The following is a 19,669-nucleotide window of genomic DNA, read 5'->3' on the forward strand; positions in this document are numbered from 1 at the left end:
GGCGAAAACCCTTCCTGCTGGTATTCTTTGTCCAACGAAAATCGAACGAGCGCCAGCAGCATGCTTCAGGGCCTTGCGCGGCGCGGTGGAAAAGATACGTGAGTGACCCCGACAGCGGCTCAGCGCCGCAGGCAGACGGGGCGTCGGCAGCAGAGCGCAGGAAGGGTAAATCCTCCCGGCGCGCGAAGCGTAAGCGTGGCAACAGCCGCCCGAACGCTCATTCTGCGGAGGCCAGCCAGGCAGGCAAGTCCGGCCAGGTGGCGCAACGCCCAGCAGAGGATGAGGCCGGCTCGCCGGCCAGAAAGCGCAAGCGCCGACGCCGTGCGCGCGGCGGAGCCCAGGGCGGTGCGCAACCTGTTTCCCAGCCCCAGCAGCTTTCATCGACGGCGGAACATAGGGCCGCGGCGGATCACGGCCATCCGTCATCGCACAAGGGCGGCAAGAACCGGCGCAAGCATCGCAGCAAGCGCGGCCTGCAGGGCCGGCCGCTGGCGCATGAAAAAACGGCGCAGATCGTTGCGCCGCCCGGCATGTCTGCGAATGCCCATGCCTCGGCTCATGACGATCATCGCCAGAGCCGGCAATCGCAGCCGCGGCGCGAAGGGCAGGGGCTGCATCATCATGCAGACGCCGATTCCCGCCCTGTCGATCTTTACGCCGCCCTCGATCTCGGCACCAACAATTGCCGCCTGCTGATCGCGCAGCCGACCCGTCCCGGGCAGTTCAGGGTTGTCGATGCGTTTTCCCGCATCGTGCGGCTCGGTGAGGGGCTCGGGGCGAGTGGACGCCTGTCGAGCGAGGCGATGGACCGCGCCGTGGAGGCGCTGCGCATCTGCGCGGCCAAGTTGAAGACGCGCGAAATCCGCCGCATGCGGCTGATCGCGACCGAAGCCTGCCGCGCGGCCGACAATGGCGAATCCTTCCTTTCGCGGGTCACGGAAGAAACGGGATTGCGGCTGGAGATCATCGATCGCGAAACCGAGGCGCGGCTTGCGGTCTCGGGCTGCTCGTCGCTGGTTGGGCCGGAGGCGCGCTCGGTCGTGCTGTTCGATATCGGCGGTGGCTCCTCCGAAATCGCCGTCATCCGGATCGGCGAGAACCGCTCCAGCCGGCTTGCCAACCATATCACCCACTGGACCTCGCTGCCCGTCGGTGTCGTGACGCTCTCGGAGCGCCATGGCGGACGCGACGTGACGCCGGAGCTGTTCGAGACGATGGTGTGCGAAGTTCAGCGGATGCTCGAACGTTTCGATTGCCCGCCGGTGCATGGCGCCGCGCGCGACAGCGGCGATTTCCATCTGATCGGCACGTCCGGCACGGTGACGACGCTCGCCGGCGTCCATCTCGATCTGCCGCGTTACGATCGCCGCCGGGTCGACGGCGTCTGGCTGTCGGACGACGAGGTGAGCGCCATGCAGGCCAAGCTTTTGTCCTGGGATTTTGCCGGCCGCGCCGCCAATCCCTGCATCGGGCCGGATCGCGCCGATCTGGTGCTGGCGGGATGCGCCATTCTGGAGGCGATCCGCCGCCGCTGGCCGAGCCCGCGCATGCGCGTTGCCGATCGCGGCCTGCGCGAGGGATTGCTGACCGACATGATGGCAGACGATGGCGTGTGGCGGCGGGGCCGTGCGCGCCGTGGCGGCCATCGACCGAGGGATATGAAGGGGCCGCAGACGTGACCAAGCCAACCATCGCCGGCAACCGCACGGGCCGCAAGCTCGGCCAGCGTGTCAAGAAAAAGAAGCTGAAGGCTTCGTCCCGCCAATGGCTGGAACGGCATATCAACGACCCTTACGTGCAGCGTGCGCAGCTTGAGGGCTATCGCGCCCGCGCCGCCTTCAAGCTGCTGGAGATCGACGAAAAGCACCAGATCCTGAAGGGTGCGCGCCGCATTATCGATCTGGGCGCGGCACCCGGCAGCTGGTCGCAGATCGCAGCAAAGGTGACTGGATCGACCGAAGAAGATATTCGCGTCGCGGCCATCGATTTTCTGGAGATGGCGCCAATCCCCGGCGTCGGTATCCTGCAGCTCGATTTCCTTGATCCGGAGGCGCCGCAGCGTCTGATCGATGCCGTTGGCGGTACGCCCGATCTCGTGATATCCGATATGGCGGCGCCGACGACGGGCCATCACCGCACCGACCATCTGCGAACCATGCATCTCTGCGAAGTCGCGGCGCATTTCGCCGTCGAGGTGCTGGCCGAAGGCGGGCATTTCCTTGCCAAGACCTTCCAGGGAGGGACGGAGCGCGATCTGCTGACCTTCCTGAAGCAGAATTTCCGTCAGGTCGTCCATGTGAAGCCCGGCGCATCCAGATCTGAATCGGTGGAAATGTTTCTGCTGGCGAAAGGCTTCAAGGGCCGCAAGGCGGATGGCGAAGCCACGGAGGCTTGATCCGTTTGTCTGTTTCGTCCGATGATGCCGAAGTCCAAGGCATCGCGGACGATCAGGACGTTAGAGCCTTTCCGCTTTTCTTCGAATCGCGAAAATGCCCGGCCTTTTGTTTTGATGCAATTCCGGACGGAAAACCGCCACGCACTTTTCCTGGAACTGCTCCATCATGCTCCTTTATGTAACGCTCGGCTCCAACGACATCTCGCGCGCACAAGTCTTTTATGATGCCGTTCTGCCCGTGCTCGGCTATCGGCGTCAGCGATCGTCGGACGAGGAAATCGGTTATGCCGCCGATGGAGATACGCGTTGCCGGTTCTGGGTCGTCGTCCCCTACGATCGGCGAACGGCAACGATCGGCAACGGTTCAATGGTCGCCTTGCATGCCGAAAGCCGCGCCGCAGTCGATGCCTTCCATGCCGCGGCTCTGGCGCATGGCGGCATGGATGAAGGCAGGCCGGGGCTGCGCTCCTTCCACGCCAATTTCTATGCGGCATACGTCCGCGATCCCGACGGCAACAAGCTGAGCGCCGTCTGCGAGAGGCCCGAATAACGCGCGATTGCGCAAAGCCGCGACCGGAACGGGCTTATTTTGCGGCAGGCTGCTGAACCTGCGGCTGCGCGGCGGCGACGCGTTTCAGGCCGGCCTTGTGGCCGGAGACCATGGCGCCGGCATTGCGATCCATCCGGATGAACGGAATGGTGGCAACCACGGTCAGTACCGAGATGCAGAAGAAGGCGATGTGGAAATCGCTCACTTGCAGCTCCGTGCCGCGGAAGAATGTGGAGGTTTCCAGGATCATCGCCGCAACCGCGACGCCGAGCGCGAGGCTGATCTGCTGCATCACCGAGCTCATGGATGTCGCCTGGCTGGCCTGATTGTCGCTGATATCGGCAAAGGCGAGCGCATTGATGCCGGTGAAGAAGAAGGAGCGCGAGAAGCCGCCGACCAACAATATGGCGATGATGACGAGATGCGGCGTCCAGGGCTGGAAGAGGCCGGTGCAGATCGTCGTGACCGTCGTTACGGCCGCAGCGGAAAGCAGCGCGGTCTTGAAACCGACGGCGGTGAAGACCCGGCGCGCGATGAACTTGGTGGTGATCGCGCCGATCGCCCCGGCAAAGGTGATGAGGCCGGACTGGAACGGATTGAGGCCGAAGCCGAGCTGCAACATCAGCGGCGTCAGGAACGGCATGGCGCCGATACAGATACGAAACAGCGTGCCGCCGGTGACGGAAGCGCGGAAGGTCGCATTCTTCAGCAGCGACAGATTGAGGATCGGCGCCGGGTGGCGGCGTGCATGGCCGACATAGAGAAAACCGCAGATGAAGCCGATGACGACGGCTGAAATGCCGATATAGGGCGGCAGAGCCGGCAGGCTGATGACCGACATGCCGAAGACGATGCCCGACGCCGCAAAGGAGGTCAGCAGGAAGCCGATGACATCGAGTTTCGGCGGCATGGTCGCTTCCACGTCGGGCAGAAAGATCGACGCCAGGATGACGCCGAGGATGCCGACGGGCACGTTGATCAGGAAGATCCAGTGCCAGGACGCATAGGTGGTGATGAAGCCGCCGAGCGGCGGACCGGCGAGCGGGCCGACGAGGGCTGGAATGGACAGCAGCGCCATGGCCGAAACCAGATCGCTCTTCTGCGTCGTGCGCACCAGCACCAGGCGCCCGACCGGTGTCATCATCGAGCCGCCGACGCCCTGCAGGAAGCGGGCAAAGACGAATTCCAGCAGGCCGCCGGAAAAGGCGCACATGATGGAGCCGATGACGAAGACGCAGATGGCGACGCGGAAGATGTTCTTCGCGCCGAAGCGATCGGCCATCCAGCCGCTGATCGGAATGAATACGGCCAGCGACACCATGTAGGAGGTGAGCGCCAGCTTCAGCGTGATCGGGCCGACATGGAGATCGTTGGCGATGGCCGGCAGCGCTGTCGCGATGACCGTGGAATCCATCTGTTCCATGAAGAGAGCTACGGCGAGGATCAATGGAACGATGCGATTCATAGGCATCCGCCTTGACAGGTCTATCTTCGGGAAGGCTGTCGCCCACTGCATAATTCCTTCAATCGGAATCGACTGAAGGAATTATGCAGCGGACTGAAAGTGCTACAGCGACCTTTGCGCGTCACATGCGTGCGCGGCGCTGTAGGGCGATCAGCCGCTCTGTAGTCCTATGCGAAGCTGCTGCCAATCCCGGATTTTGCTCCATGAACGCTCGGGGATCACGTCTTCGTGATATCCGTCGCCGCATGGCGCGAAACGCAGGATTTGACATATGCTAAGAGCATGGAAATGCTAAACGCATAAAACGTCGTTCGGTGTATTAGCGGATTTGGATGGGGTTGTCATGACCAAACTTTCGGTCGGGCATGATGGCGCCTATCGCCGCTGCCGCCGGCGGCGGCGATAGGCGCGGCTTACGCTGCGCATCAGAACAAGGAGTAAGATCATGGCTGCTGTCCCGCCCCCAGACACGCATCAGTTCAAATTGGGATCCTGTACCGTCACCGTCGTCAAGGACGGCGCCAACGTCATGGATAATCCCTGGGAGACATTCGGCTCGAACCAGACGCCCGACACCGTGCGCAAGGTGCTGGAGCAGAATTTCCTGCCGGCGGAAAAGTTCGTCAACAGCTACACGCCCGCCATCATCGATACCGGTTCCGATGTGATCGTCGTCGACACCGGTTTTGGCGAGGCCGGGCGCGGGCGCGGCCTCGGCCGCTTCCGCGAGGGGTTGAAGGCGGCCGGCTATACGCCGGAACAGGTGACGGTCGTCGCTCTCACGCATCTGCACGGCGATCATATCGGCGGATTGCTGGAAGACGGCGCGCCGGCCTTCCCGAACGCCCGTTATGTCGTCGGCGAGATCGAATATGCCTTCTGGACGGACAAGGCGCGCGAGGGAACGCCGGCGGAAGGCGGCCAGAAAGCCGTGCTGGCCAATGTCGTGCCCTTCGCCGAAAAGATGACCTTCCTCAAGGATGGCGAACAGATCGTCAGCGGCATGACCGCCATGCTGGCGCCTGGCCATACGCCCGGCCATCTCGTCTTTCATCTCGAATCGGACGGCAGGCAGCTTGTCATGACCGGCGATACCGCCAATCACTCCATCCTGTCGGTCGGTCGCCCGGATTGGGAAGTCCGCTTCGACACGGACAAGACGCAGGCCGCGAAAACCCGCCGTCGCATCTTCGACATGATCGCCGCCGACCGCATTCCCTTCCTCGGCTTCCACATGCCGTTCCCCGCGGTCGGCTTCGTGGAGAAGCAGCCGGAAGGCTTCCGTTATATTCCGAAAAGCTACCAGTTCGACGTTTGAAGATAGTGGCTGTCATCACGCCGGCTACGGTGTGCTAGCTCGAGGAGCGGTCGCGAAAGAGACCGCTATCCTGGCGCGAAACAGAGCGGATGGCGTCTGCGAAAGCAGCAGGCGCCTCCTGCGGCAGGTTGTGGCCGACGCCCGCAATGATGCGGCGTTGATAAAACGCCCCCTTGAAATGCTGGGCGGCATGGTCGGCTGCGGCCGGTGGGTCGACACCATCATCGGCTCCCTGAAGTACGAATGTTGGCACGGCGATATCAGGCTGGCCAGCGAGTTTCGTTTCTATGAAGTGCAGTCCCTGGTCTCCGGGGATGCCGCCGAACCGGTGCCGATATGAATGGATGACGATATCGACGAAGTCAGGGTTTTCGAATGCCAAGGAGCTCTGTTCATAGGTGGCATCGTCGAAACTCCATGTGGGCGACCATAGCTTCCAGATAAAGCGGCAGAGCTCGCTGCGCTTCTCGGTCAATCCCGCCTTGCCACGCTGTGAGTGGAAGTAATATTGGTACCAGTAACGATGTTCTTCCTCAGGCGGTGCAGGTTGTCCAGCGGCGGCGATGTTCTGGATATTGTATCCCGTTCCGCAACTGACCAGGCCGCGAACGCGCTCGGGCCAGAGGGCGGCGACAATGCAAGCAGCGCGGCCACCCCAGTCATAACCGCCAAGCGTCGCTGAAGAGATGTCGAGCGCGTCCATGAAAGCCAGAAGGTCGAAACCGAGCGCAGCCTGCTCTCCTGAGCGAAACGTCGCGGCCGATAGGAAACGTGTCTGACCGAAGCCGCGCAGAAAAGGCACGAAGCAGCGCCAGCCATCGGCGGCAAGCTGTGCCGCCACCTCGTCATAGGCGTGGATGTCATAAGGAAAACCGTGCAAAAGAATGACGGGCTGTCCATCGGTCGGCCCGCTTTCCCTGTAAGCGATTTCAAGAACACCGGCTGTGACTGTCTTCATGGACCACTCCTCTTCCGATCAAAGGCGCATGCGGATGTTTCGAGCATGACAAGGCCGCTCTTGAAGCTCAAGGAGAAATCTCGGATGCGTGTATCGCGAGATTTGAACAGCGAAATGCTGCGGTTGCCGATCCGTGGTCAGATGAGAGGAATGGGGGGAGGTGCCTTGCATTTTTTGCTATTCCCTTCCTGTCATAGACGTGTTACCAGCCCTCGCCAACTTCCAAGCAACACTTGCAAGATCGCCCGGTAGACGATTCGTTCCGGGCTTTCCTGTTTTTCACAGACGAAGGAATTGGCCATGGCACGCATCATTGAAACGTCAACCGGGTTGGATGCTCTGACATTCGACGACGTGCTCCTGCAGCCGGGACACTCCGAGGTCATGCCCGGCCAGACCAATATCGCCACCCGCATCGCCCAGGACATCGAGCTCAACCTGCCGATTCTCTCCGCCGCCATGGACACGGTGACGGAAAGCCGCCTTGCTATCGCCATGGCCCAGGCCGGCGGCATGGGCGTTATCCACCGCAATCTGACACCGGTGCAGCAGGCCGAAGAGGTCCGCCAGGTCAAGAAGTTCGAAAGCGGCATGGTGGTCAATCCCGTTACGATCGGCCCCGACGCAACGCTTGCCGAAGCGCTCTCCCTGATGAAGGCGCACGGCATATCCGGCATTCCGGTCGTCGAAAAGTCGCACCGCCTCGTCGGCATCCTCACCAATCGCGACGTCCGCTTCGCTTCCGACCCCTCGCAGAAGATCTACGAGCTGATGACCCGCGAGAACCTCATCACGGTCACGGACGGCGTCCAGCAGCAGGAGGCGAAGCGCCTGCTGCATAAGCACCGCATCGAGAAGCTGCTCGTGGTCGACGGCGACAGCCGTCTCGTCGGCCTGATCACGGTCAAGGACATCGAGAAGTCCCAGCTCAACCCGAACGCTTCGAAGGATGCGCAGGGCCGCCTGCGCGCCGCTGCCGCCATCAGCGTCGGCGACGACGGTTTCGAGCGTGCCGAGCGTCTGATCGATGCCGGTGTCGATCTCTTGGTCGTCGATACCGCCCATGGACACTCGCAGCGTGTTCTGGATGCCGTGACCCGCGTCAAGAAGCTGTCCAATTCGGTCCGCATCATGGCCGGCAATGTCGCCACCTATGACGGTACGCGGGCGCTGATCGATGCCGGCGCCGACGCCGTCAAGGTCGGTATCGGCCCCGGCTCCATCTGCACGACGCGTATCGTCGCCGGTGTCGGTGTGCCGCAGCTTGCCGCCATCATGTCGGCGGTACAGGCGGCGCAGGATCAGAATATCCCGATCATCGCCGACGGCGGCATCAAGTTCTCGGGCGACCTGGCAAAGGCGATCGCCGCCGGCGCGTCTGCTGCCATGGTCGGCTCGCTGCTCGCCGGCACGGACGAAAGCCCGGGCGAGGTCTATCTGTACCAGGGCCGCTCGTTCAAGGCTTATCGCGGCATGGGCTCCGTCGGCGCCATGGCACGCGGCTCGGCCGATCGCTACTTCCAGGCGGAAGTGCGCGATACGCTGAAGCTCGTTCCGGAAGGCATCGAAGGCCAGGTCCCGTATAAGGGACCCGTTGCAGGCGTGCTGCACCAGCTCGCGGGCGGCCTCAAGGCTGCGATGGGCTATGTCGGCGGCGCCGATCTCAGGGATTTCCAGGAACGCGCGACCTTCGTGCGCATTTCCGGCGCGGGCCTGCGCGAAAGCCATGCCCATGACGTCACGATCACCCGCGAAAGCCCGAACTATCCGGGCGCAGGCGTCTGATCCATGGCGGATAGCGCTCAGGAAAACGCCAGGTCCTTGCAGGGCCTGGCGGCGATCCTCGCGGCTCTTTCGCTTGCCCTTTTTGCCTGGATCCAGGCCGGCTTCGTCAGAGCCTTCAGCGACGCCGCGGCCGGTCAGCAGATGCTCGATGCGCGCATCGGCGGCTATGAGCGAGAGGACGTCGTTGCCATGCTGCGCTACCTCAAGGATCATCCCGATCCGGCCTCGATCCTGCATTCCATGTATCTCGGGCCGGAACTGATCTTCCCGCTGGTGCTGGGTGGGCTGCTGTTCTGCCTGATGCGGCTGGTCGGCCCCGGCGGCTTCTTCTTCGGCCGGCCGATCCCGCCCGGTGCGACCACGGTCATTTTCTGCCTGCCGATCTTCTACACGATTGTCGATTATGCCGAAAATATTGCCGGCCTGATGCTCTACCCGCCTGCAACCCCGTCCGATGCGACGGTATCGCTGCTTGCAAGTCTCCTTCCCATTATCGTGCGGCTGAAATTCCTGACGCTGGTCGTGACAGTTATTCTACTGGCCCGCTTCGCGATTTTTCGCTACCTGTCGCCGGACGGCTCCAAACCGTCCTGATCGACCATTTCGGCTTTCGGAAATTCCAAAGGAGTTGGCGGCGTGACAGGCTACGAAATGTTCTGGCCCATGGTGGCGCATGCGGTGCTGGTGTTCATTCTCTACGCCCTCCTGGCATGGCGGCGCCGCGGTCTGGTCAAGGCCGGCCGCATTCAGCCCGCGCAGTTTCGTGAGAACCATGCAGCCAACGAGCCGGCCGAAAGCCTCGTTGTGCGAAACAGCATCGCCAACCAGTTCGAGCTTCCCATGCTCTTCCATGCCTGCTGCATCGTGCTCTATGTTGCCCAGGCGGATAATCTGGCGGCCGTGATCCTCGCCTGGATCTTCGTTGCCACGCGCTATGCCCATGCGTTCGTGCATGTCACCAGCAACGACCTGCGCTATCGCAGCCCGCTCTTCGCTCTGGGCTTTGTGGCGCTTGCGGGCATGTGGGTCTGGCTCGGCATCTGGCTTGCTTTTTCCTGACGTCTCCCGCGATGCTGCGGGAGACAGCCCGCGGTAACGTGTTTGTGTTTTTCCTTTACCGTTCCGCCGCCCCCGGCTGACCTATTCTTGTCAGCGGGTGGCTTGACGCAGCATGCGTGCCGCCGGGGAAAAAATGGGAGAACAGCATCATGAGCATGGAGAAGCCCGTCGTGACGCAGGCGATGATCGACGCCTATGATGAATATACGCATCTGACGCTCGATCGTCGGGGTTTCATGGAAAAACTGACCAGGCTTGCGGGTTCGGCCGGTGCGGCGGCCGCTATCGCGCCGCTGCTTGCCGCCAACAAGGCAAGCGCCGCTGTCGTTGCGGCCGACGACGGCAGGCTGGAGGCGAAGGATGTGACCTTTGCCGGCAGCAAGGGCGAGATGAAGGGCTATCTCGTCCGGCCCAAGGCCACGACCGGCAAGCTTGGCGGTGTCATCGTCATCCACGAGAACCGCGGTCTCAATCCTCATATTCGCGATGTCGCACGCCGCATGGCGCTGGAAGGTTTCGTGGCGCTGGCGCCGGATTTCCTTTCGCCGCTCGGCGGCACGCCTGACGACGAGGACAAGGCGCGCGACATGTTCGCCAATCTCGATCCGGCGCTGACGGCTGCCAATGCCGAGGCGAGCCTGGCCTATCTTGCAAAGGCGGATGGCGCCAACGGCAAGGTCGGCGCCGTCGGCTTCTGCTGGGGCGGCGGCCTCGTCAATCGCTTGGCGACCGTATCGCCGGAGCTGAAGGCGGGGGTCGCCTATTACGGCGCGCAGCCGCCGGCAAGCGACGTGCCGAAGATCAAGGCGGCTCTGCTGCTGCACTATGCCGGGCTGGACGATCGCATCAATGCCGGCATCGACGCCTATCGCAAGGAGCTGCAGGCAGGCGGCAAGACCTTCGAAATCTTCGTCTACGACGGGGTCAACCACGCCTTCAACAACGACACTTCGGCTGCCCGCTACGACAGGAAGGCGGCCGATCTGGCCTGGGGCAGGACGGTTGAATTCCTGAAGAAGTACCTGTCCTAGAACGATACGAATAGCCGGCGACGGCTTATTCGTGTTGCAATTTATTACGGAGCCGAAACCAAGTTCCGGCTCCGGTCCGGGAGTTTGCCCGAAGCTCCTAAGTAATGATTAAATTTGGACTTTTCCCGTTTACGCACATTGAACGCGTCGAATGTCATAGCGTCTGCTGCGCTTGAGCGCCGTTCAGTATGATAATGAAACGGGAAGAGAATGAAACCGGATCGCCCTGACCGCATAACGTTCCGAAAAAAGCCACAGCAGGAACGAAGCATCCAGCGTGTCGATGCCATCCTGGCGGTTGCGGCCGCTCTGATCGCCGAAAAGGGCGTCAGCGCGATGAAGATGACGGAGCTTGCCGCCGTTGCGGCAATTCCGATCGGTTCCGTCTATCAATATTTTCCCGACAAGACCGCGATCGTCAGGGCTTTGCTCGACCGGCACTCCAGCCGCATCCAGCAAAAGGTCGAGGAAGCGTTTTCGACGGTGACGTCGCTCGACCATGCCATCGAACAGGTCTGCGGCATGATCGATTGGTACTATCGCGAATTCCGCAGCGATCCCGCCTATCTCGGCGTCTGGCTCGGAACCGAGATCGACCGCGATATCCTGCAGATGAATATTGCGCACAGCAATCGTGTCGCCGGTATATTCCTTGCGAGTATCCGGCCTTTCCTGCCGCCTGAAAGCCGGATCGACCTGAAGGCGCGCACCCAGCTTTTCAGTCATCTGATCGGCGCATCCGTCCGCTTCGCCATCATGAGCGACGACGACATGGCGTTGCGCATGCTGCACGAATGGAAGCGGGTAATCCGCATTACCCTGCTGGCGGAGCCGGCCTGACGATCGCCAAAAGTAGCAGGTTGGCGGGTCTCTTGCTCACCAGCCCGGCAGGATATGACCGGGGCGCTGGCGCGGATAGAAGCGCGTGTAGGTCTTCACATCGCCGTCGAGATCGTCGTCCACCGCGGCCGGCGTGATATTATCAAGACAGGCCGAGATATGGGCGGTGATGGCGTTCATCAGCGAGACGGAAAGGCCGGCCCGCTTCATGATGCCGATCTGAACCGGCGGCAGTGGCGGGAAACCATCGGCCTGGGTCAGCACCTTCATGCCCGTGCGCAGCGCCGATTCCGGCATGACCGAGACCGCCATGCCGGCCAGCACGGCCGCAGCGACGACAGTGCAGGACCAGCTGGTGAACAGGATCTGGTAGTCGCGGCCGCCGGCATCGAGCGCCGAGCAGGCAAGCTGGCGCCATTGGCAATCGCGTCGCCCGACGGCGAGCGGAACGGGCGCGTCGTCACTCAGGGGATGGTTGGCCGATCCCACCCAGCAGAGCGGTTCCGTCCGCACGACATCGGACATCCGCTCGCGCGGATTATGCGTGACAAGCGCGATGTCGAGCTCGCCGCGATGCATGCGCTCGGCGAGATCGACCGAGGGCTCGCAGACGATGTAGAGCTCGACATTCGGATGTGTCTTGGCGAAGCGGCCGATGATTTCAGGCATGTAGCGGTCGGCATAATCGTCCGGGGTGCCGATGCGCAGCGTGCCTTCGAGACGGTTGTCGTCGAAGGCGGCAATAGCCTCGTTGTTGAGGCGGATGATGCGGCGGGCATAATTCAAAAGCTTTTCGCCCTCCGCCGTCAGGCGGTTGCCGCGGCCGTCCTTGATGAAAAGCTGCTTGCCGACGCGCTCTTCCAGCCGGCGCATCTGCATGGAAACGGCCGACTGCGTCTTGAACACACGGTCGGCTGCCTTGGTGAAGCTGCCGGAGTCCACGATTGCGATGAAGGTCTGCAACTGATCGATGTCAAGCGGCGCGGACATGGTTTCACCTATAAAGGAGTTTGATAGTTATCATTAGAAACATTCGTTGGACTGATCAATAGGGCTTTGGCATCTTCGGGATGCAATTCAGCATACCAATCGAACAGAAAACCCTGTCGAACTCCTCCCGGCCTGCGGCCCTTTTCCGGAATACCGGAAAGGGGCTTGGCTGGCGTGTGCCTGAAGGAAAGGACTATGGAAATGCGCACGACAGATCGGACCCTTGACCTTGGCCTTGCAACGCCATCGCTGCCGCTGACGGCACGCGCGATGTTTGCTCTGGGCAAAGTCGCATCGATCTGGCGCGCAGTCCGAAATCGTCAGGAAATCGAATATCTGGCGGAGCTGAACGATAGCCAGCTGCGGGACATCGGCCTCAGCAGGCAGGATCTCAGCGCTGCGCTGACCACCTCGACCTTCTTCGAGGATCCGTCCAGCCATCTGACCAATTCCGCGCGCCGCCGCACGCGCCTTTCCGCCTTCAGCAGCTCCAGAGGCTGATGCCGGACAACAGTTTCCCCGCAGGGTGATAGCCAATAAGCCCTGCCTCTTTCCCGGTGTTCGGCCCAAGGGCCAGCACCGGGTTTTTTCTTTTCGGAGACGGCATTCCGCATGGTGCATGCGCGGAAAAGTTGCCACCGGCGGCAATTGTCTTATCTTACGGTCTGATCGAAGCAGAAGGGATGCGGCGATGGCAACGGTGATCTTCTTCCATTCCGTCTACGGCTTGCGTTCGCTCGAGCATGAGGCGGTGGAGCGTGCGCAAGCGGCCGGGCACAAGGCTTTCGCACCGGATCTCTATGACGGGCTGATTGCCCGATCGATCGAGGAAGGCTTCGAATTCAAGGACGAGATCGGCTGGCCGACGATCTGCGAGCGCGCCGAATGGGCGCTCGCCGGCCTTCCGGCGTCGACCGTGCTTGCCGGGTTTTCGATGGGGGCGGCCGTTGCCGCAAGCCTCTGGCCCAAGCGGGAGAAGACCGCCGGCATCCTGTTTCTGCACGGCATCGCCGCCATTGCCGACAATGCGCGCAAGGGCCTGCCGCTGCAGCTCCATCTGGCCGACCCGGACCCATTCGAGCCGGCTGAAGACGTCGCCGAATGGCGGCAGGCGGCCGATCGCTCCGGCATATCGGCCGAAATTTTCACCTATCCCGGCCGCGGTGGCCACCTCTATACCGATGCCAGCCTGCCCGATTACGATGCCAAGGCTGCCGATCTCACCTGGAAGCGGGTCATCGATTTCCTCGATGCCGTCGACGCCAAGAGTTGAACCCGCCCGGACTTTTCCCGTCGGGCTTGAACTGAAGCGGTTTGTCGCCTAGTTTACGGGCATCCGCGATACCAACAGGATGTGTGCAGCAATGGATTCCACCTCGACCGCAATGCCTTTCAGCCTTGCCATCGGGGAAATTATTGCTCATGCCCATATCCATCGTTCTATCCGGTCTTTCGTGGTCCACGCCTGACGGCCGGCCGCTTCTTTCCAATCTCGATCTGAGCTTCGGCGGCGAGCGCACCGGCCTTGTCGGGCGCAACGGTGTCGGCAAGACGACGCTGATCAAGCTCATCGCCGGCGAATTGCCGCCGCTTTCCGGCAGGATCTCCTTCAACGGCCGGCTGGGCATTCTGCGACAGAGCGTGCAGGTGCGGGCCGACGAAACCGTTGCCGATCTCTTCGGTGCGACCGAGGCGCTCGCCGTGCTGAAGCGCGCGGAGGCCGGCGAGGCGACGAGCGAAGAACTCGCTTCGGCGGACTGGACGCTCGAGGCGCGCATCGCGTCGGCGCTCGACCGTGTCGGGCTGGGTGTCACGGCGGAGGCCCGTCTCGTGACCTTGTCTGGCGGCCAGCGCACCCGCTGCGGTCTCGCCGCACTGATCGTCGACGATCCCGACTTCCTGATTCTCGATGAGCCCACAAACAATCTGGACCGCGACGGTCGCGCCGCGGTGATCGAGCTGCTGGCGGGCTGGCGAGCGGGCGCCATCGTCGTCAGCCATGACCGGGAATTGCTCGATACCATGGATGCGATCGTCGAGCTGACGTCGCTCGGCGCATCGCGCTATGGCGGCAACTGGAGCCGGTATCGCGAGCGCAAGGCGCTGGAGCTTTCGGCAGCCGAGCATGATTTCGCCGAAGCGGAGAAACGCGTTGCCGAAGTCGAAAGAAGCGCGCAGGCGACAATGGAGCGGCAGACCCGGCGGGACAAGGCAGGCCGGAAGATGGCGGCCAAGGGCGGCATTCCCCGCATCATGCTTGGCGGCTTGAAGGAGCGAAGCGAGATGACGGGCGGCGAGAACACCCGGCTTGCCGAACGACGTCGCGCCCAGGCCGTGCAGGATGCCGCCGCCGCCCGCGAAAAGATCGAGATCCTTCAGCCGCTGACGGTGAAGCTGCCGACATCGGCATTGCCGGCAAACAGGATCGTCCTGCGGATGGAGGACGTCAGCGCCGGCTACGAGTCCGAACGGCCGATCTTGCGCGACTTCGACTTTGTCATTACCGGGCCGGAGCGCGTTGCCGTCACCGGGCCGAACGGCTCGGGCAAGACGACGCTGCTGGCGCTGATTTCCGGTGCGTTGAAGCCCTGGAGCGGAACGGTGCGGGTCGTCTCATCGGCCCTGCTGGACCAGAGGGTCAGCCTCCTCGACCCATCGCTTTCGATCCGCGACAATTTCAGACGGATCAATCCGGATGCGGACGAGAATGCCTGCCGCGCCGCCCTGGCGCGCTTCATGTTCAGGGCGGATGCCGCGTTGCAGGTCGTTTCAAGCCTCAGCGGCGGCCAGCTTCTGCGCGCCGGCCTTGCCTGCGTGCTTGGCGGCTCGGTGCCGCCCCCGCTGCTGATCCTCGATGAACCGACCAACCATCTGGATATCGATTCCATCGCGGCGGTCGAAGCCGGGCTGCGGGCTTACGACGGCGCGCTTCTGGTCGTCAGCCACGATGATGTGTTTCTCGACAATATCGGAATAACGAGACGGCTCGGGCTGCCTGCCCGGGCCGGCCCGAATTGCTGAGGGATCGCGTCAGGCGTGGCCGGCCCCGGCGATGCGGTCGAGTTCGGCGACCGCATCATCCGGCAGTTTCAGGTCGGCGGCGGCGATATTCTGCTCAAGGTGCGCAAGCGACGAGGTGCCGGGGATGAGCAGGATGTTCGGCGCGCGCTGCAGCAGCCAGGCAAGCGCCACCTGCATCGGCGTCGCGTTCAGCCGCGCGGCGACATCGGAAAGCGCCGAGGACTGCAGCGGCGTGAAGCCGCCGAGCGGGAAGAACGGCACGTAGGCGATGCCATCCCGATTCAACTGATCCACCAATGCGTCGTCCGTGCGCTGCGCCAGGTTGTAGAGGTTCTGCACGCAGACGATTTGCGCAATCTTGCGGCCTTCCGCGATCTGGTTGTGCGTCACGTTGCTCAGTCCGATATGGCGCACCAGGCCCTGCCGCTGCAGCTCCGCAAGGGCGGTCAACGGCGCCTCGATCGAGCCCTCTGCCGGGTGATGCGGGTTGAGCATAATGCGAAGATTGACGACATCGAGCACGTCGAGCTGCAGGTTGCGCAGATTGTCGTGCACCGCCTGCCTCAGTTCCTCGGCGGAGAAAGCCGGCAGCCAGGATGCATCCGCGCCGCGCCGCGCGCCGATCTTGGTGACGATGACGAGATCGTCGCGATAGGGATGCAGCGCTTCCCGGATCAGCTGGTTGGTTACATGCGGACCGTAGAAATCGCTGGTGTCGATATGGTTGACGCCGGAGGCGATAGCCTTCCGAAGGACCGCGAGCGCGGTTTCTCGGTCCTTCGGCGGGCCGAACACGCCGGGGCCCGCGAGCTGCATGGCGCCGTAGCCGAGCCGTTTGACCTTACGGTCCCCGAGGGTAAAGCTGCCGGATTGATCGATACTGGACATGGCTGTCTCCTTTCAAGATGAAAACAGAGATAGGCTTCGTCTCAGCGTTTGATAACCGGGCGCAATGTGTACGGGCTGTGCGGAATTACGAACAGTGAATCCGGGCCAAGTCGGAAACCCGGACGTCACTCCTGTTTCGGCGCCGGCTTTTCCTGCGGCTTCAAATAGCTGTCGAAGATCGCTTCCATGTTCTTCTGATAGCTCTTCTGCACATCCAGGCCGCTGTCGAACATTGCGTTGAACATATCGGTATAGGCGGCCATGTCGACGCCTGCGGCGGGTTTTTCCTTCGCCCTGGCTTCTTCCTTCGGCGGTTCGGCGGCCATCGGGAAGTTGCGCATCATGTCCTGGAAAGCCTTGGCGAATGGGTTGTCGAGGAAGGGATTGGCCTGCACCGGCTTCTCGCGCTTGACCGGATCGACGCCGAACATCAGCTCCATCGCCTGCGTGAACGGGTTATCGAAGATGCTGGCCTGCGGCGTCGGCTGCTGTTTCGGCGCAAAGCCGATGCTCTGCAGCCAGCCCTGCATCATCTCGCCCATGTCGGTATTGAGGAAGGGATTGGCCATCTGCGGGATCTGGCCGCTGGTTTCCTTGAACAGGCCGCCCATCAGCGTATCGGCCATGGCGGGCAGCATGCGCTTGTAGATTTCCTGGCCGACCCCCGTCATTTGCGCGGCTTGAGCCGCGATCGCGCGCGAGACTTCCTTGGAACCGAACAGCCGCGCCAGCACCGCATTGCCATCGGCAATGCCCTGGGGCGTGAAGGCCTTGCTCATATCCTCGAAATATTTGGCATAGTTGCCGGAGGAGATGTCCTGCATCACGCTCATGAAATTATACGGGTCGGTCGCGCTGCGCTTGAAGCCGGAAGAAAAAGCCGGCATCAGCGCGGCCATGGCTTTGGTCGCCTGCTCCTGCGCAAGGTTGAATTGCTTGGCCATGGCCTCCGTGGCGGCGCCATTCTGTGCCTGCATCATCATGTCGAAGAGTGGCAGCATCGAAGTCCCTTTCCCCGCTATGAGGCCGCTCTGGAATCATGCGGCGCATATTGCGACAGTATAGCGGGAAAAAAGGCAGCGCATACCGGTTTCTGCCGTCATGCCGCCCGGGTGGGCAAGACGGTCATGCCGCCATCAATATTGATATTCCTCGAAAATCGGCTCGACCGACTGGTTCCAGCGACCGTTATAGAGCATCAGCAGATCGTCGGCGAGCGTGCCCTTCTTGGCGAGCACTTCCTCGAGCGGCGCGAGAAAGACGGTTTCGTCCTGCCCATCGCCATTCAGGCGGGCGCGGTTCTTCAGGCCGAGGCGGGAAATGCCGATCACTTCGCGGGCCACATCCAGCAGGCTGTGCCCCTTGATGGAGGGCTTCAGGCCCTGGGCAGGCACGACGTCGCGCAGCTCGTTGACTTCGTCGAAGCTCCAGTCCCTGGTCAGTTCGTCGGCTGCCGCCAGTGCTTCGTCGTCATAGAGCAGGCCGACCCAGAAAGCCGGCAGCGCACAGATGCGCCGCCAGGGACCGCCATCGGCGCCGCGCATCTCCAGGAAGCGCTTGAGGCGTACGTCGGGGAACAAGGTCGAGAGATGATTCGTCCAGTCGCCCATCGTCGGTTCCCAGTCGGCGATTTCGCCCTTGAGCGCACCGTCCATGAACTGGCGGAAGGTGACGTGCGTGCAGTCGTGATAGCGGCCGTCGCGGACGACGAAATACATGGGAACGTCGAGCGCCCACTTCACATAGTCTTCAAAGCCGAAATCGTCGCGGAAGGTGAAGTCGAGCAGGCCGCTGCGGCGGTTGTCGGTGTCGCGCCAGATGTCGCCGCGCCAGGAGGAAAGCCCGTTCGGCTTGCCTTCCGTGAAGGGGGAGGAGGCAAAGAGCGCCGTCGCCAGCGACTGCAGCTTCATCGACACGCGCATCTTGCAGCGCATGTCGGCTTCCGACGAAAAGTCGAGGTTCACCTGGATCGTGCAGGTACGGTACATCATGTCCAGCCCCTTGGTACCGACCTTCGGCATGTAGCGGGTCATGATGTCGTAGCGCGATTTCGGCATGCGCGGCGTTTCGGCCAGCGTCCATTTCGGGCTGCCGCCGATGCCGAGGAAGCGAATGCCCATGGGCTCGGCGATCTCGCGCACCGCCGCCAGATGGTTGTTCGATTCCCTGCAGGTCTCGTGGATGGTTTCGAGCGGCGCGCCGGAGAGCTCGAACTGGCCGCCCGGCTCGATCGAGATCGCGCCCATGCCCGAGGGTTCGCCAAGCCCGATGATGTTGCCGCCGTCCATGATCGGGTCCCAGCCGCTCTTTGCCTGCAGCCCCTTGAGCAGCGCGGAAATGCTGGCATCGCCGAAATAGGGCACGGGGCTGTTGTCGGCGCGGAAAAACACGAATTTCTCGTGCTCGGTACCGATGCGGAACTTCTCCTTCGGCTTGCTGCCGGCGGCCAGATAGGCCGTCATTTCCGAGACCGAGGAGAGCGGAGTCTGGTCGGTGGTGTCGCGCGCCATGGTATTACCTTAGATCTCGGAGGAAAACCCGCGCCAGCCGCAGGTCAATTGGAGGGTGATTGACGCGGATTGAGGTACGGTGCAAGTGAATTTCTTTCAAGGGTCGTTCAAAAAAATAGGATTTTATGTCTCGCAAGCGCATCACAGCCGTGTCAGCCCCGGCATATTTGCACAAGCGTTCAAGACATCCGGCCCTTTTCATCGCTAGTCCTGTTTCGACTGACAACCGTCGGAGCATATCGATGATGGGACCAAACGGCCTTTGCTATTCTATACTGACGCTGCTTCTGGCGTCGCTGGTCGTCATGGGAAGCCCAGGCCCGTCGACGATCAGCGCGACGGCGATGGGTGCGGCCTATGGCTTCCGGCGGTCGCTCGGCTATGTCTCCGGCCTTATCGCCGGTACGGTGACGGTGTTGCTCGCCGTGGCGGCCGGCGTCATCGCCATCCTGCTGTCGGTGCCGCATGGCGCTTTCATGCTGACGGCCGTTTCGGCTGTCTACATCCTCTATCTCGCCTTCAAGATCGCAACCGCCCCGCCGCTGTCGCGCCGCGATGATCAGGCGGACGCTCCGGCCTTCTCCGGCGGCTTCCTGCTCGCCGTCGCCAATCCCAAGGCCTATCTGGCGACCGCTGCCGTCTTTGCCGGCGTCAGCCTGTTTCGAAACCAGCAGCTGCTGGACGCCGCCGCCAAGATCGCGCTGCTGACGGGCATGATCGTCGCGATCCACATGGTCTGGCTTCTTCTCGGCGCTTCCCTGTCCCGCTTCCTGCAGGATCCGAGGGTCTCGCGGATCGTCAACATTTCGCTGGCGATCCTGCTGATCGCGGCAACCCTCGTTGCGGTCCTTGAATGATG

General features: G+C 62.4%; 19 protein-coding genes. 13 read left to right on the forward strand and 6 right to left on the reverse strand.

Features of this window, described 5'->3' with window-relative positions; genetic code table 11:
* Positions 1–98: 98 nt before the first annotated feature.
* The 3 genes from ACJJVH_RS01455 to ACJJVH_RS01465 all read left to right on the forward strand — a co-directional run bounded on the left by ACJJVH_RS01455 (position 99) and on the right by ACJJVH_RS01465 (position 2,945).
* A complete protein-coding gene (locus ACJJVH_RS01455; protein ID WP_113371627.1) occupies positions 99–1,679 on the forward strand; it encodes a Ppx/GppA phosphatase family protein in 1,581 nt (526 codons plus the stop codon).
* A complete protein-coding gene (locus ACJJVH_RS01460) occupies positions 1,676–2,395 on the forward strand; it encodes an RlmE family RNA methyltransferase (RefSeq protein ID WP_112802661.1) in 720 nt (239 codons plus the stop codon). Before ACJJVH_RS01455 ends, ACJJVH_RS01460 begins: the two co-directional genes overlap by 4 nt.
* 166 nt (positions 2,396–2,561) lie before the next feature.
* Positions 2,562–2,945, forward strand: a complete 384-nt coding sequence (locus tag ACJJVH_RS01465) for a VOC family protein (protein WP_113393453.1) — start codon at positions 2,562–2,564, stop codon at positions 2,943–2,945.
* Between the two features lie 34 nt (positions 2,946–2,979).
* On the opposite strand, the gene ACJJVH_RS01470 is transcribed toward ACJJVH_RS01465, so the two are convergent.
* On the reverse strand, positions 2,980–4,410 hold the full coding sequence (locus tag ACJJVH_RS01470; protein WP_113359661.1) for an MFS transporter: 1,431 nt from the start codon (positions 4,408–4,410) through the stop codon (positions 2,980–2,982).
* A gap of 445 nt (positions 4,411–4,855) precedes the next feature.
* Here ACJJVH_RS01470 and ACJJVH_RS01475 point away from each other — a divergent pair, with 445 nt between their 5' ends.
* Positions 4,856–5,728 (forward strand): MBL fold metallo-hydrolase, encoded by an 873-nt coding sequence (locus tag ACJJVH_RS01475; protein WP_113385342.1) that lies wholly within the window; start codon positions 4,856–4,858, stop codon positions 5,726–5,728.
* Between the two features lie 34 nt (positions 5,729–5,762).
* Here ACJJVH_RS01475 and ACJJVH_RS01480 read toward each other — a convergent pair whose 3' ends face one another.
* Positions 5,763–6,686, reverse strand: a complete 924-nt coding sequence (locus tag ACJJVH_RS01480; RefSeq protein ID WP_113404974.1) for an alpha/beta fold hydrolase — start codon at positions 6,684–6,686, stop codon at positions 5,763–5,765.
* Positions 6,687–6,986: 300 nt separating this feature from the next.
* Here ACJJVH_RS01480 and guaB point away from each other — a divergent pair, with 300 nt between their 5' ends.
* The 5 genes from guaB (at position 6,987) to ACJJVH_RS01505 (ending at position 11,401) form a co-directional block, all read left to right on the forward strand.
* Positions 6,987–8,471 carry an IMP dehydrogenase gene (gene guaB / locus ACJJVH_RS01485; protein ID WP_112802649.1) on the forward strand — a complete coding sequence of 495 codons (1,485 nt, stop codon included), beginning with the start codon at positions 6,987–6,989 and terminating at the stop codon, positions 8,469–8,471.
* Between the two features lie 3 nt (positions 8,472–8,474).
* On the forward strand, positions 8,475–9,065 hold the full coding sequence (locus ACJJVH_RS01490) for a hypothetical protein (protein ID WP_412064588.1): 591 nt from the start codon (positions 8,475–8,477) through the stop codon (positions 9,063–9,065).
* A 42-nt stretch (positions 9,066–9,107) separates the two neighbouring features.
* Complete coding sequence (locus tag ACJJVH_RS01495) at positions 9,108–9,530, forward strand: MAPEG family protein (protein ID WP_113359669.1); 423 nt, start codon at positions 9,108–9,110, stop codon at positions 9,528–9,530.
* Between the two features lie 155 nt (positions 9,531–9,685).
* Positions 9,686–10,561, forward strand: a complete 876-nt coding sequence (locus ACJJVH_RS01500; RefSeq protein WP_113503836.1) for a dienelactone hydrolase family protein — start codon at positions 9,686–9,688, stop codon at positions 10,559–10,561.
* A gap of 210 nt (positions 10,562–10,771) precedes the next feature.
* Positions 10,772–11,401 carry a TetR/AcrR family transcriptional regulator gene (locus tag ACJJVH_RS01505; protein WP_112802643.1) on the forward strand — a complete coding sequence of 210 codons (630 nt, stop codon included), beginning with the start codon at positions 10,772–10,774 and terminating at the stop codon, positions 11,399–11,401.
* A gap of 36 nt (positions 11,402–11,437) precedes the next feature.
* Here the strand turns inward: ACJJVH_RS01505 and ACJJVH_RS01510 are convergent, their stop codons facing one another.
* Complete coding sequence (locus tag ACJJVH_RS01510) at positions 11,438–12,391, reverse strand: LysR substrate-binding domain-containing protein (protein ID WP_112802641.1); 954 nt, start codon at positions 12,389–12,391, stop codon at positions 11,438–11,440.
* A gap of 201 nt (positions 12,392–12,592) precedes the next feature.
* On the opposite strand from ACJJVH_RS01510, the gene ACJJVH_RS01515 reads away from it, so the two are divergent.
* The 3 genes from ACJJVH_RS01515 to ACJJVH_RS01525 all read left to right on the forward strand — a co-directional run bounded on the left by ACJJVH_RS01515 (position 12,593) and on the right by ACJJVH_RS01525 (position 15,412).
* Positions 12,593–12,892: a DUF1127 domain-containing protein gene (locus ACJJVH_RS01515; RefSeq protein ID WP_112802939.1), complete on the forward strand. Its 300-nt coding sequence runs from the start codon at positions 12,593–12,595 to the stop codon at positions 12,890–12,892.
* A 190-nt stretch (positions 12,893–13,082) separates the two neighbouring features.
* Positions 13,083–13,664 carry a dienelactone hydrolase family protein gene (locus tag ACJJVH_RS01520; protein WP_112802639.1) on the forward strand — a complete coding sequence of 194 codons (582 nt, stop codon included), beginning with the start codon at positions 13,083–13,085 and terminating at the stop codon, positions 13,662–13,664.
* A gap of 149 nt (positions 13,665–13,813) precedes the next feature.
* Positions 13,814–15,412 carry an ABC-F family ATP-binding cassette domain-containing protein gene (locus tag ACJJVH_RS01525; RefSeq protein ID WP_412064589.1) on the forward strand — a complete coding sequence of 533 codons (1,599 nt, stop codon included), beginning with the start codon at positions 13,814–13,816 and terminating at the stop codon, positions 15,410–15,412.
* 9 nt (positions 15,413–15,421) lie between these two features.
* On the opposite strand, the gene ACJJVH_RS01530 is transcribed toward ACJJVH_RS01525, so the two are convergent.
* The 3 genes from ACJJVH_RS01530 to ACJJVH_RS01540 all read right to left on the reverse strand — a co-directional run bounded on the left by ACJJVH_RS01530 (position 15,422) and on the right by ACJJVH_RS01540 (position 18,810).
* The gene (locus tag ACJJVH_RS01530; protein WP_412064590.1) at positions 15,422–16,300 is read right to left on the reverse strand and encodes an aldo/keto reductase family oxidoreductase; all 879 of its coding nucleotides are present in this window, start codon (positions 16,298–16,300) and stop codon (positions 15,422–15,424) included.
* A 125-nt stretch (positions 16,301–16,425) separates the two neighbouring features.
* Positions 16,426–17,301 (reverse strand): DUF937 domain-containing protein, encoded by an 876-nt coding sequence (locus ACJJVH_RS01535; RefSeq protein ID WP_412064591.1) that lies wholly within the window; start codon positions 17,299–17,301, stop codon positions 16,426–16,428.
* Positions 17,302–17,436: 135 nt separating this feature from the next.
* Entirely contained in the window at positions 17,437–18,810 is a 1,374-nt protein-coding gene (locus ACJJVH_RS01540; RefSeq protein WP_412064592.1) for a glutamate--cysteine ligase, read from the reverse strand.
* Positions 18,811–19,052: 242 nt separating this feature from the next.
* On the opposite strand from ACJJVH_RS01540, the gene ACJJVH_RS01545 reads away from it, so the two are divergent.
* Positions 19,053–19,667 (forward strand): LysE family translocator, encoded by a 615-nt coding sequence (locus ACJJVH_RS01545; RefSeq protein WP_412064593.1) that lies wholly within the window; start codon positions 19,053–19,055, stop codon positions 19,665–19,667.
* The last annotated feature ends 2 nt before the right edge of the window (positions 19,668–19,669 follow it).

Origin of the sequence: Rhizobium sp. SYY.PMSO (assembly GCF_046840415.1) — a bacterium.
GTDB lineage: Bacteria > Pseudomonadota > Alphaproteobacteria > Rhizobiales > Rhizobiaceae > Rhizobium.